The sequence below is a fragment of the Mesorhizobium muleiense genome (assembly GCF_900099905.1).
Taxonomy (GTDB): Bacteria; Pseudomonadota; Alphaproteobacteria; order Rhizobiales; family Rhizobiaceae; genus Mesorhizobium; species Mesorhizobium muleiense.
Map to the genome: position 1 here is coordinate 52,605 of NZ_FNEE01000007.1, position 12,658 is coordinate 65,262.

Sequence of the window (12,658 nt, forward strand, 5' to 3'; positions counted from 1 at the left end):
AAGCGGCGGGAAAGGCAAAGGACGGAGACAATGACCATCAATCTGCAAAAGCCGGACATCACCGAGCTGAAGCCGCGTATCACCGTGTTCGGTGTCGGCGGCGGCGGCGGCAATGCCGTCAACAACATGATCACCGCCGGCTTGCGCGGCGTCGAGTTCGTGGTGGCCAATACCGATGCGCAGGCGCTGACCATGTCCAAGGCGGATCGCCTGATCCAACTCGGCGCGCATGTCACCGAGGGCCTGGGTGCGGGGTCGCAGCCGGAAGTCGGACGCGCCGCGGCGGAGGAATGCATCGACGAGATCGTCGATCATCTCTCCAATACGCATATGTGCTTCGTCACTGCCGGCATGGGCGGCGGCACCGGCACGGGGGCCGCGCCGGTCGTTGCACGTGCTGCGCGCGAGAAGGGGATTCTCACCGTCGGCGTCGTCACCAAGCCGTTCCATTTCGAAGGCCAGCGCCGCATGAAGACGGCGGATCTGGGTATCGAGGAATTGCAGAAATGCGTTGATACCCTCATCGTCATCCCCAACCAGAACCTGTTCCGGCTGGCCAATGACAAGACGACCTTTGCCGACGCTTTCGCCATGGCCGACCAGGTGCTCTATTCCGGCGTCGCCTGCATCACCGACCTGATGGTCAAGGAAGGGCTGATCAACCTCGACTTCGCCGACGTCCGCTCGGTCATGCGCGAGATGGGCAAGGCGATGATGGGGACGGGCGAAGCTTCCGGCGAGGGTCGCGCCATGGCCGCCGCCGAAGCCGCGATCGCCAACCCGCTGCTCGACGAGACCTCGATGAAGGGCGCCAAGGGGCTGTTGATCTCGATCACCGGCGGCCGCGACCTGACCCTGTTCGAAGTCGACGAGGCGGCGACCCGAATTCGCGAGGAGGTCGACCAGGAAGCCAACATCATCCTGGGTGCGACCTTCGACGAGGATCTCGAAGGCGTCATCCGCGTCTCGGTGGTTGCTACCGGCATCGACAAATCGGCGGCAGAAATCGCTGCCGCGCCGATCGCCATCCGCACGGCTCCGCCAAAGCCGGTCAGCCGCCCGGCCGCTCCGGTCACGGAAAGCCGTCCGGCGCCTGTCCAGCAGGGAGGCTACGAGCCGCGCGCCGCCGATCCTGTCGCCGAGGCAATCCAGCTCGCCGAGGCGAATGCGGCGGCGATGGCGCGTTCCGCGCCGGCCCCCCAGGCGGAAGATTTCCGCCCGCAGAGCAAGATCTTCCAGGCGCCGCCGGCCCAGCCGCAGCCGATGCTGCAGCCAATGGTTCAGCAAACGATGCAGCCCGCGCCGCAGCGTGAAGTGCTTCAGCCGGCAGCGCCCCAGCGCATGCCGCGCGTCGAGGACTTTCCGCCGGTGGTGAAAGCCGAGGTGGAAGCCAAAAGCCGTCCGGCCGACCACGAGAACAGCGGACCGATGGGACTGCTCAAGCGCCTGACCAACGGCCTTACCCGTCGCGAAGAAGAGCCTGCACGGCTGCAGCCGGCGCAGCCGCGCGAGCCGAAACTGCGCCAGGCGGCACCCGAAGTGCGCCGCCTTGCCAGCCAGGATCCGCAGCTTTACGCGCCACGCCGCGGCCAGTTGGACGACCAGGGCCGGCTGACGCCGCAGAGCAGGGCTGTCCAGGAAGACGATCAGCTGGAGATTCCGGCATTCCTGCGCCGCCAGGCCAACTGACCTGTTAACGGTCCGTAATAGTTGTTAACAGGCAGGCAAGAAATTGTTTGCCTGTTAATGTTAAAAGTGCCTGTAAAACAAGGAGTTAGGAGACCGCATCAGCTTCGGATCGCGGTTACACAGAGTAAGAAACCGTGATTTGGAGACTTCCTGCCGGACCACTATCTTCGCCGCGATCAATTTCGGTTTGCTGGGATTCGGGGAAGTGGCCCTGCCTGCCGATCAAAGAGCCGCGCCCTTGGGCTTATGAAGCGGACGTAGGCAGTATGGGCTATGGGGTTTGTTTTGCACGACTATCAGACGACACTTAGATCGCGTGCGACGCTGACCGGCACCGGCGTTCACAGCGGCAATTCCGTTACCGTTCATTTCCTGCCGGCAGACGCTGATACGGGTGTCGTGTTCCAGCTTTCGAATGGAAGCGAAGTCCGGGAGTTCCGCGCGCTGGTTTCCGAGGTCGGCGCCACCGATCTGTGCACCATGCTCGGCGATCCGGCAGGCGAGCACATCGCCACAGTCGAACATCTGATGGCCACGGTTTTCGGGCTCGGCATCGACAATGTCGTCATCGAGATCGACGGCCGTGAGGTTCCGATCCTCGACGGCAGCGCCATTGCGTTCGTGGAGGCTATCGACCAGGCGGGCATCGATACGCTGCCGGTCAAGCGCCGCTACATCAGGGTGGTCAAGCCGGTTCGCATCGAGAACGGTGCCTCCTGGGCGGAGTTCAGGCCCTATGACGGCACGCGCTTCGAAATCGAGATCGATTTCGAAAGCCCGGCGATCGGCCGTCAGCTCTTTGCATCCGACATGAACGCCGACATTTTTCGCCGCGATATCGCGCGGGCCCGTACCTTTGGTTTCATGAAGGACGTCGAGCGGCTGTGGGCAGCCGGCTACGCGCTCGGCTCCTCGCTGGAAAACTCCCTGGTGATCGGCGACGACAACCGCGTGATCAACATCGGAGGCTTGCGCTATCCCAACGAATTCGTGCGCCACAAGACGATGGACGCCATGGGCGATCTGGCGCTGGCCGGCGCCCGGTTCATTGGCTGCTTCCGTTCCTATCGCGGCGGCCACAGGCTGAATGCGGCAGCGCTGCGCCGCCTTTTGTCGGACCGTTCGGCGTTCGAGATCGTCGAGACGACACGCCGCGAGCGCGGTCGGACCGTCGAAAAGAGCGCCGTCTATGCACCTGTCTACGCGCCCTGGATGATCTGATTCTTAACGTTTTTCGGGTTTTATGGCCGCCGGCCTGTGTTGCATGAATGCACCATCGGCCGGCGAAATCACGCAAGTGTGCGGGCTGCGCCCGGCTGCCACAAAAATGTGCGAATGGCCGGAGATAGCGTTGCCGGGCACGGCGATTATGGTTATGCCTGCTGCCCCAGGGCGAGATGTCGACTGAAATGACGCCGAAAGGGCGGAATCCAATCATGTTCTTCAAGCGAATTGGTCAATCGAAAGCGCCGCATCGGGCTGTTTTCCTGGCGCTTTCGGTGGTTATTCCATCGCTGTTCCTGTCGGCCTGCATGTCGTCCGAAAAGGATGTCGACCTGTCGACCTATGTCGAGCAGACCGAGCCGGCAGACGTTCTCTACAATCAGGGCCTCGCCAATCTGAATGCCGGGCGCCTGCAGGAGGCGAGCCGCAAATTCGGTGCGGTCGACCGCCAGCATCCCTATTCCGAATACGCCCGCAAATCGATGGTGATGGGCGCCTTTGCCGACTATCGCCAAGGCAACTATACCGAGGCGATCGGTTCGGCCAAGCGCTATCTCACGCTCTATCCGTCGACCGACGACGCTGCCTATGCCCAGTATATCATCGGGCTGAGCTATTACCGGCAAATCAGGGATGTCACCCAGGATCAGAAGGAAGCGCGTCAGACCGTGCAGACGATGCAGGATCTGGTGACGCGCTGGCCCGATTCCGAATATGTCGACGACGCCAAGGAAAAGATCCGCTTCGCCAACGACCAGCTCGCCGGCAAGGAGATGCAGATCGGCCGCTATTATCTCGAGCGCCGTGAATACATCGCCGCCGTCAAGCGGTTCCGCGTCGTGGTGGAGACCTATTCCAATACGCGCCATGTCGAGGAAGCGCTCGCGCGTCTTACCGAAACCTATTACGCGATGGGGCTGACATCGGAAGCGCAGACTGCCGCTGCTGTGCTCGGCACCAACTATCCCGACAGCGTGTGGTACAAGGATTCCTACAAGCTCCTGCAGACTGGTGGGCTCGAGCCGCGCGAGAATGCGGGCTCGTGGATCGCCAAGGCCGGGAAGCTGATCACCGGCGCCTGAGCGGCGCGTCACCATGCTTTCCAGACTGTCGATCCGCGATATCGTTCTGATCGAGAAGCTGGACATCGACTTCTCGTCCGGTCTTTCGGTGCTGACCGGCGAAACCGGTGCTGGAAAATCCATCCTGCTCGACGCGCTGTCGCTGGCGCTTGGCGCCCGCGGTGACGCCTCGCTGGTGCGGCATGGCGCGGCACAGGGCCAGGTCATTGCCGTGTTCGACGTGCCGCGCAACCATCCTGCCCGCATGCTGCTTGCCGACAACGCTATCGAGGACGATGGCGACATCATCCTGCGCCGCGTGCAGACGGCGGATGGCCGTACCCGCGTCTTCGTCAACGACCAGCCTTCCAGCGTGACACTGATGCGCGATGTCGGTCACGCGCTGGTCGAGATCCACGGCCAGCATGACGAACGTGCCCTGGTCGATCCCGGCGCCCATCGCGAATTGCTCGACAGTTTTGGCGGTCATCTCGGCGCTGTGCGGGCGACCGGCGAGGCATGGCGGTACTGGCGGGCCTGCGAACAGGAACTTTCGCGGCATCGCGCCAAGGTGGAAGCGGCGGCCCGTGAGGCCGACTATCTGCGCGCCGCGGTCGCCGAATTGACGAAGCTCGACCCCCAGCCAGGCGAGGAAGCCGACCTTGCCGAGTTGCGCGCCTCGATGATGCGGGCGGAAAAGATCGCCTCGGAAATCCACGATGCGCAAGATGTGCTCTCAGGCCCGTCTTCGCCCCTGCCGCAACTCGCCAGCCTGTTGCGGCGGCTGCAGCGCAAGGTGACGGAGGCGCCCGGCCTGCTCGACGACGTGGTCAAATCGCTCGATGAGGCGATGCTGTCGCTCGACGCAGCGCAATCGGGCGTGGAAGCGGCACTTCGCGCCACCGAATACGATCCGCGGCGGCTGGAACAGGCCGAGGAGCGGCTGTTTTCGCTGCGCGCCGCCTCACGCAAGCACAGTGTGGCGGTCGACGACCTGGCGCAATTGCGCGATACGATGGCCGCAGACCTCGCCGATCTCGACGCCGGCGAGGAGCGCCTGCACGGGCTGCAGAAGCAGGCCGGCGCCGCGCGCGAGACCTATGACATTTCCGCTGCCCAGCTTTCGTCGCTTCGCCATGCGGCGGCGGTCGGATTGACCAAGGCGGTGATGGCCGAACTGCCGGCGCTGAAGCTCGAACGGGCAGCCTTCATCGTCGAAATGACAAGCGAGGCCGAGAGCCGCATGGAAGACGGCATCGATCAGGTCGAGTTCTGGGTGCGCACCAATCCCGGCACAAGACCGGGCCCGATGATGAAAGTCGCCTCCGGAGGCGAACTTTCGCGGTTCCTGCTGGCGCTGAAGGTGGCGCTGGCCGACCGCGGCTCGGCGCCGACGTTGGTGTTCGATGAAATCGACACCGGCGTTGGCGGTGCGGTGGCGGACGCCATCGGGCAAAGGCTGGCGCGGCTGTCGAAGCGCGTGCAGGTGCTTTCGGTCACGCACGCGCCGCAAGTGGCGGCACGCGCGGCGACGCATTTCCTGATCTCCAAATCCGGCGGCGCCGATCGCGTCGCCACCGGCATCGCCGAGATGGACCGGTCGGCGCGCCAGGAAGAGATCGCGCGGATGCTTGCCGGGGCGACCATCACCGACGAGGCGCGCGCAGCGGCCGAGCGGCTGCTTCGCGAAAACACCGCGGCCTAAAGCGCGTCGCATTTGAACGGATTCATGCGACGCGCTTTAGGTTCTTGTTTTTATACATGTCGTTATCGCAAAACCGCTGCGCACGCTCGGTTCAAGCCCGAGGGCATGCTTTTGCGCGACATGCATTAGCGGACCTCATGCTCGGCGTTGTGGATCGAGTCAGGATGTGGCTCCATCCTGCTGTTCAGCAATGATTTTCTCAAAATCCTGATCTATTGTGGCGCGCCGCGCGTCCTTCGAACGCGCAAGGACGCTGTAGCAATTTGATTTCGCGCATGGCCCAGGAAATCGTTCCGGGTCAGCGTCGAGGAGCCGTGCATGCCCGAAAAACCAGTCGATTCACTCAGCGAAAGTGAAGCAGCCAGCGAGCTGAAGCGGTTGGCCGAGGAAATCGCCGCCCACGACCAGCGTTACCATGCCGAGGACGCGCCGACGATTTCGGACGCGGCCTACGATGCGCTGCGGCGGCGCAACCTTGCCATCGAGCAGCGGTTTCCTGCCCTTGTGCGCGAGGATTCGCCGTCACGCAAAGTCGGCGCGGCGGTGTCGGAGAAATTCCGCAAGATCGTCCATGCCATTCCGATGCTGTCGCTCGACAACGCTTTCGCCGATGCGGACGTGATCGATTTCGTCGGCCGCATCCGCCGTTTCCTCAGGCTCAGCGCCGACGCGCCGCTGGCGATGACTGCCGAGCCGAAGATCGACGGCCTGTCGCTGTCGCTGCGCTACGAGGCCGGACGGCTGGTGACGGCGGCAACGCGTGGCAACGGCCAGGTCGGCGAGGATGTGACGGCCAACGCCCGCACCATCGCCGAGATTCCCAACGTGCTCTCAGGCGATTTTCCCGATGTGCTGGAAGTGCGGGGCGAGGTCTATATGCGCCTCACCGACTTTGCCGAGCTCAATCGCCGCAATGCCGAGGCCGGAAAGCAGGTTTTTGCCAATCCGCGCAACTCGGCGGCAGGCTCCTTGCGCCAACTCGACACCTCGATCACAGGCAGCCGGCCGCTGCGGTTTTTCGCCTATACCTGGGGTGAGGTGAGCGCCATGCCCGCCGACACGCAGATGGGCATGGTGGCGGCGTTCGAGCGCTTTGGCTTCAGGGTCAATCCGCTGATGAAGCTGTTCGACAGCGTCGAGGGACTGCTCGAGCAATACCGGCTGATCGAATCCAACCGGGCGACGCTCGGCTACGACATCGACGGTGTCGTCTACAAGGTGAACAGCCTCGAGCTGCAGCAGCGGCTGGGCTTCGTCTCGCGTTCGCCGCGCTGGGCGATCGCTCACAAATTCCCGGCCGAGAAGGCGACGACGATCCTGACCGGCATCGACATCCAGGTCGGCCGCACCGGCGCGCTGACGCCGGTGGCGCGGCTGGTGCCGGTGACGGTCGGCGGCGTCGTGGTGACCAACGCGACACTGCACAATGAGGACTACATCAAGGGCATCGGCAACAACGGCCAGCCGATCCGCGAAGGCCGCGACATTCGCATCGGCGACACGGTGAGCATCCAGCGTGCTGGCGATGTCATTCCGCAGGTCATCGACGTGGTCATGGAAAAGCGGCCGCCCGACAGTGTGCAATATGCTTTCCCAGTGCTTTGCCCGGCCTGCGGCAGCCACGCCGTGCGCGAGGAGGGGGAAGCAGTCAGGCGCTGCACCGGCGGATTGATCTGCCCCGCGCAGGCGGTGGAGCGTCTGCGCCATTTCGTCTCTCGGGGTGCTTTCGATATCGAGGGGCTCGGTGAGAAGCAGATCGAGTTCTTCTTCCACGCCGAGGATCCGTCACTACGCATCTATTCGCCGGCCGACATTTTTACGCTGAAGAAGCGGCAGGCAGCATCGCTGACCAAGCTCGAGAACGTTGACGGTTTCGGCGCGACCTCGGTACGCAAGCTGTTCGCGGCAATCGACGATCGGCGGCAGGTCGAGTTCTCGCGCTTCCTCTATGCGCTCGGCATCCGCCACATCGGCGAGACCAATGCCAAGCGGCTGGCCCGCCATTTCCTTTCCTTTGCCGCTTTCCGCGAAACCGGGCAAAGCGCCGTCATGCCGGCCGGCAAGGGTGACCCTGGCAACGCTGCCTGGCAGGAGTTGAACGGCATCAACGGCATCGGCTCGATCGTTGCCGAGGCGGTGGTCGATTTCTTCGCTGAAGACCATAACCGGCAGGCGCTCGATGCATTGCTGGCGGAAGTAACAGTGCTCGACGAGGAGCCGGTCGGTGGCGTGTCGTCGCCGGTCTCCGGCAAGACGGTGGTCTTCACCGGCGCGCTGGAAAAGATGTCGCGCGACGAGGCCAAGGCGATGGCCGAAAAGCTCGGCGCCAAGGTCGCCGGCTCGGTGTCGAAGAAGACCGATCTCGTCGTTTCCGGGCCAGGTGCCGGCTCCAAGCTCAAGCTCGCCACCGAATTCGGCATCGAAGTGATCGACGAGGATGCGTGGTTGGCGCGGATCGGCAAGGCGTGACGGTGGCGTTCAGCGGTTTCGGCCAAAAGGCCATTCCCTTCCTCAAGGCGCTCGATTTTCATCAGAGCCGGGAGTGGTTTCTGGAAAACCGCGACCTCTTCGAAAGCGAGCTGCGCGACCCCTTCGGCGATCTGGTCGAAACGCTCTCCGAGCGCTTCGCAGCGGCGGGGCTGGGCTTGCGCGGCGACCGCAAGAAGTCGCTGTTCCGGATCAATCGCGACGTGCGCTTCGCCAGGGACAAGCGGCCCTACAACCGGCATCTGTCGGCAATCCTCTCGCCTGATGGCACCAAGATGGAACAGGGCGTGTTCTTCATCCATATCGGGCTTGAGCGCTGCTTTGCCGGCGTTGCCTGGTGGCAGCCGGGGCCGGCGCTGCTGCTGGCGATGCGCCAGGCCATCGCGGCGCGGCCGGGTGAATTCCGGGCGCTGATCGAGGCGCTGAAGCAAAACCGCCTCGAACTCGATGCGGAAGGCTGCATGAAGCGCGCGCCACGCGGCTTCGAGCATGTCACGGCGGCCGATCTCGCGGCGGCCATCCGCAACCGGCATTTCGCCGTCCGGCACGAAGTCGACCCTGCGGGAATCCACGGGCCGGCGCTGGTCGACGAGCTGGTCGATTTCGCCTTGCGGGCCAAGCCGCTGCTCGACTGGGGCAGGGCGATCGAAGCCAAGGTCCCGGTGGACTGAGCACTGGCCGAAACGCGCACGCCCCTGCGACGAGGATCACTTCCGCTGATCGTTGGCTCAAGCGAATTGGTGTGACAAGGCTGACAGCGCTCCCTACATACCAGCTTTCCCCCGCATCGGCCCGAAAATCGGGATCGATTTTCGGATGGCCCGACGCGTGGATTCAAAGTGTTAGAGCGTCCTTTGCTCGTCCAAAAGGACGAGCGGCGCTCTAAGGAGTGGCTGATGTCGGCGGAAGCGATCTCCGAAAACCGCGCAAAAAGCGATTTCTTGCAAGGCGTGCGGCTCAGCATGCCCGTCGTGGTGGCGGCGGCGCCGTTTGGACTGCTGTTCGGGGCGCTCGCCGTCGACAATGGATTTTCGGTGCTTGAAGCCTTGCTGATGAGCGCCATGGTTTTCGGCGGCGCCAGCCAGATGGTCGGCATCGAATTGTTCGGGCAGCATGTCGCGCCATGGCTGATCGTGCTGTCGATCTTCGCCGTGAATTTCCGCCATGTGCTTTACTCCGCGGGCATCGGCCGGCGCATCGCGCACTGGCCGCCGGTGCAGCAGGCGGTCGGCTATTTCCTGCTCACCGATCCGCAGTTCGCTGTGGCCGAGCGCAAGGCTGAGGCTGGCGAGACGGTCGGCTTCGCCTGGTATATGGGGCTTGGCCTGCCAGTCTATGTGTTCTGGGTGACCGAAAGCGCGCTTGGCGCGGTATTCGGCAGGCTTATTCCCGATACCCATGCGCTGGGCATCGATTTTCTGCTGCCGATCTATTTCCTCGGACTGGTCATGGGCTTTCGCAAACGGCCACTGTGGCTGCCGGTGGTCGTCGCCAGTGCTGCTGCCTCCATTATCGCCTACAAGACGGTGGGCTCGCCCTGGCACGTCTCGATTGGCGCCGTGGCCGGCGTGCTGCTCGCGGTCATCCTGCCGCCGCGCCACAGCGGCGTGGAGGCGCGGCCATGAGCACAACCTTGTGGATCATCATCGCCGGTGCGATCGCGACCTATCTGACCCGCATCGGCGGCCATCTGGTGATCTCGCGCTTCGAAAACATCCATCCGCGCGTCGAGGCGGGGCTGAACGCCGTGCCGGCGGCGGTGCTGACGACGCTGGTGGCGCCGGCAGCACTTGGCGGCGGGCCGGCGGAATGGGCGGCGTTGATCGTTGCCGGGCTGGTCTCGCTGCGCGGCGGGCTGATGGCGATGTTTTTGGCCGGCGCCGTCGTGCTGGTGCTGGCCCGGCAGTTCGTCGGGTAACCGGACCGGCTGAGTACGCCAGTCTTACTTGCGCACGACGTTGGAGATCGCGGGATCGAATCGACCTCCTGCAAAGAGCCTGCGCATCGTCTCTTGCGGATCGAGACCAAACGTTTCGGCTGATGTCACCGCAATCAGCGCGTCGAGGTCGAGCGTCGGGGCGAGGTCGCGTCCTTGGTAGAGCGCACCGGCAGACAGTCCCGGCCAGTCGGCCAGCACCCGCCCGCCATTCACCGCTCCGCCAGCGATCATCGCAGCCGATGCCGTACCGTGGTCGGTGCCGCCAGTGCCGTTGACGGCGACAGTGCGGCCGAACTCGGTGGCGACCAGCACGGTCGTATCCTTCCAGATATCGCTGAGGCCAACGTGCAACCCATCGATGAGCGCGTCGAGCGCTCTGAGCTGGTTGGCCAGCCTGGCTTGCTGGCCACTATGGGTGTCCCAGCCGCTGGTTTCGATCATGGCAACGCGCGGGCCGCCGGCCTTGGAGAGGAAGCCCGCAGCGGTGCGGCCGACGCTCGCTGCGTCCTTGCGCTGCGCGTTCACCGCGCCCAGCGCCCGTGTCTCCATCGCGCTGCTCCACAGCGCATGCAGCTGTTCGTCGGCGTCATAGAGCTTGCCGACGCGCATCATCAGGTCGTCCGGCGCCTCCGGCAGGGCGGACGGCGCATAGGAGGTGACGTCTGCCTCGCCTCGCAGCGCCAGCGGGATGGTCGGTGCAAAAGCGATTGCTTCGCCGCGAGACTTCGGCAGCATGCCGACCAGCCGGTTCAGCCAACCGTCCTTGCGCTCATAGGGCGAGCTGCCGCCGCTTTCGAGCACATTTTGACCATCGAAATGCGAGCGCTCGCGATAGGGCGAAGCGACCGCGTGGACGAACAGCGCCTGCTTGTCCTGATGCAGCTTGCGGAGACCGGTGAGCGAAGGATGCAGGCCAAACGTGCCGTCAAGCTTTATCGGATCGTCGATGGCCAATGGGCCGCGCAGTGCGCGGTAGGCGGGGTCGGCGTAGGGAACGATCGTGTTCAGCCCGTCCGCGGCGCCGCGCTGGATGATGAACACGAAGCGGCGATCGGTTTCCACATTGGCGAAGACGATGCGCGGCGCGATCAGCATCGAGCCGAGACCGGCGCCGGCGAGAGTAAGGAATTGACGGCGTTCCATCTTGGTCATCTCCTCTGGAAAATCATCTTCGCTGGAAGTCATCGCCGCTGGAAATCAGGCGACACGAGCAGCAGCGCGATGCCGGTGCGCCGGCTCTCGGCGCGCTCGATCTCGGCCATCGTCAGGTCGCTGAGTGAGCCGGCAAAGAGTTTTCGCGCGAGATCTCGCGGATCGATGTCGCCACTCTGCGCGGCGAGGCGCTGCGCCGCCTCGACCCGGCGGACCAGCGCGTCGGGTGCGGCCCAGCTCCCGACAACATCGTCATAGCCGGCCGGCGAACGCGGCCGCCACACCGGTTGGCCGAGTTGGTTGAGCAGTTGCGCCAAGCGTGGCTTGCCGAGTTCGCTGCGGCCCAGGCCGCGCAGCGCCGAGATCGTCCATTCCCACGGCGTCTTGAACTTCGCCGCCGCTGGTTGCCAGGCTTCTGGACTGTCGAGGAGCGCGCGGTAGACCGCGACGAGATTGCCGTTCGACCGGCGAAAGGCTTCGGCGAGCCGTGTCACGACCGCTGCCGGCGGTTCGTCTGCAATGAAGTGGCGCGCCAGCTTGGTCGCGACGTGCGTTGCGGTCGCGTTGGCCGCCGCGAGGTCGCCGAGCACGGCGAGCGCCTGTTTGTCGCCGCGCTGGTCGTAGGTCTTGCCGATGATCGTGCGTTGGCCCGGTTCGTGCAGCCCGGGTCGAAAGGTGAAAGCGCCGGCCTGGCCTCGCCCTTTAGCGCGTCCGGTGCTGAAACCGGTCAGCGCCAGTGCGAATTCGGTCACGTCGGCCTGGCTGTAGCCGGAGCGTGCACCGAGTGTGTGCAGTTCCATGATTTCGCGGGCCAGGTTCTCGTTGATGCCGGGTTTGCGCTTGGGGTTGCGTTTTGCGGCGCGTTTGGCAAGTTTCGAGTTGGGACCGATCGAGCGCACCTGGTCGAGATAGAACAGCATCGCCGGGTGGCGCTCGGCGGCGAGCAGCATATCTTCGAAGCGGCCGAGCACATGTGGGCGGATCGCCTCGCGCTCGAAGGCGCCGGCGATCAGGGTCACCTGCGGTTTCTCCGCCGAGATGGCGAAATGGTTCGACCAGAAATGCACGAGCCGTTCGACGAAGGGGGTCGATGTTTCGAGCGCTGCGCGTGCTCGCATGTCGACCTCGTCGCGATAAAGCGCTTGAGCCTCCTGGCGCGCCGCCTTGCGGGCGGCCATCTTTGCGGCCGCGTCGGCGTCTTTGGCCTCGAGCATCGCTTCGGCATAGCCGGCGCCGAGTGTGGCCGAGTCCTGCGCGCCGGAAAAGACCGCCGGGTTTGCGTCGTAGCTTTCGAACTGCGCTATCAGCCAGGATTTCGGGTCGGCCGGCGCCTCGTCGTCGGGCCGGGCGCCCAGGCCGAAGCGGTTGAGCGCAACCGCGACATCGCTCGGACTTGCCAAT

10 protein-coding genes are annotated in these 12,658 nt (G+C 64.4%); 8 read left to right on the plus strand and 2 right to left on the minus strand.

Annotated features, from left to right (window positions below; translation table 11 throughout):
- Positions 1-30: 30 nt before the first annotated feature.
- From ftsZ to BLT09_RS14715, 8 genes are all read left to right on the plus strand, one after another.
- Positions 31-1,689 carry a cell division protein FtsZ gene (gene ftsZ, locus BLT09_RS14680; protein ID WP_091594158.1) on the plus strand — a complete coding sequence of 553 codons (1,659 nt, stop codon included), beginning with the start codon at positions 31-33 and terminating at the stop codon, positions 1,687-1,689.
- Positions 1,690-1,962: 273 nt separating this feature from the next.
- Positions 1,963-2,910 carry a UDP-3-O-acyl-N-acetylglucosamine deacetylase gene (gene lpxC / locus BLT09_RS14685; RefSeq protein WP_091594160.1) on the plus strand — a complete coding sequence of 316 codons (948 nt, stop codon included), beginning with the start codon at positions 1,963-1,965 and terminating at the stop codon, positions 2,908-2,910.
- Positions 2,911-3,125: 215 nt separating this feature from the next.
- Positions 3,126-3,995, plus strand: a complete 870-nt coding sequence (locus BLT09_RS14690; RefSeq protein WP_091594473.1) for an outer membrane protein assembly factor BamD — start codon at positions 3,126-3,128, stop codon at positions 3,993-3,995.
- Positions 3,996-4,008: 13 nt separating this feature from the next.
- Positions 4,009-5,679: a DNA repair protein RecN gene (recN, locus tag BLT09_RS14695; protein WP_091594162.1), complete on the plus strand. Its 1,671-nt coding sequence runs from the start codon at positions 4,009-4,011 to the stop codon at positions 5,677-5,679.
- 318 nt (positions 5,680-5,997) lie between these two features.
- Positions 5,998-8,148 carry an NAD-dependent DNA ligase LigA gene (gene ligA / locus BLT09_RS14700; RefSeq protein ID WP_091594164.1) on the plus strand — a complete coding sequence of 717 codons (2,151 nt, stop codon included), beginning with the start codon at positions 5,998-6,000 and terminating at the stop codon, positions 8,146-8,148.
- Positions 8,145-8,837: a DUF2461 domain-containing protein gene (locus BLT09_RS14705; RefSeq protein ID WP_091594475.1), complete on the plus strand. Its 693-nt coding sequence runs from the start codon at positions 8,145-8,147 to the stop codon at positions 8,835-8,837. The genes ligA and BLT09_RS14705 overlap by 4 nt, the downstream gene beginning before the upstream one ends.
- 225 nt (positions 8,838-9,062) lie before the next feature.
- On the plus strand, positions 9,063-9,791 hold the full coding sequence (locus BLT09_RS14710) for an AzlC family ABC transporter permease (protein WP_091594166.1): 729 nt from the start codon (positions 9,063-9,065) through the stop codon (positions 9,789-9,791).
- The gene (locus BLT09_RS14715) at positions 9,788-10,084 is read left to right on the plus strand and encodes an AzlD family protein (protein WP_091594168.1); all 297 of its coding nucleotides are present in this window, start codon (positions 9,788-9,790) and stop codon (positions 10,082-10,084) included. The genes BLT09_RS14710 and BLT09_RS14715 overlap by 4 nt, the downstream gene beginning before the upstream one ends.
- 24 nt (positions 10,085-10,108) lie before the next feature.
- Here BLT09_RS14715 and BLT09_RS14720 read toward each other — a convergent pair whose 3' ends face one another.
- Positions 10,109-11,248, minus strand: a complete 1,140-nt coding sequence (locus tag BLT09_RS14720) for a DUF1501 domain-containing protein (RefSeq protein WP_208602506.1) — start codon at positions 11,246-11,248, stop codon at positions 10,109-10,111.
- Positions 11,249-11,286: 38 nt separating this feature from the next.
- Entirely contained in the window at positions 11,287-12,657 is a 1,371-nt protein-coding gene (locus BLT09_RS14725) for a DUF1800 domain-containing protein (protein ID WP_236473675.1), read from the minus strand.
- Between the last annotated feature and the right edge of the window lies 1 nt (position 12,658).

Excerpts from the sequence above, each read along its gene's own strand:
- recN (WP_091594162.1), top strand. The coding sequence starts at position 4,009 with ATGCTTTCCAGACTGTCGATCCGCGATATCGTTCTGATCGAGAAGCTG.
- BLT09_RS14715 (WP_091594168.1), top strand. The coding sequence starts at position 9,788 with ATGAGCACAACCTTGTGGATCATCATCGCCGGTGCGATCGCGACCTAT.
- ftsZ (WP_091594158.1), top strand. The coding sequence starts at position 31 with ATGACCATCAATCTGCAAAAGCCGGACATCACCGAGCTGAAGCCGCGT.
- BLT09_RS14710 (WP_091594166.1), top strand. The coding sequence starts at position 9,063 with ATGTCGGCGGAAGCGATCTCCGAAAACCGCGCAAAAAGCGATTTCTTG.
- BLT09_RS14720 (WP_208602506.1), bottom strand. The coding sequence starts at position 11,248 with ATGGAACGCCGTCAATTCCTTACTCTCGCCGGCGCCGGTCTCGGCTCG.
- lpxC (WP_091594160.1), top strand. The coding sequence starts at position 1,963 with ATGGGGTTTGTTTTGCACGACTATCAGACGACACTTAGATCGCGTGCG.
- ligA (WP_091594164.1), top strand. The coding sequence starts at position 5,998 with ATGCCCGAAAAACCAGTCGATTCACTCAGCGAAAGTGAAGCAGCCAGC.
- BLT09_RS14690 (WP_091594473.1), top strand. The coding sequence starts at position 3,126 with ATGTTCTTCAAGCGAATTGGTCAATCGAAAGCGCCGCATCGGGCTGTT.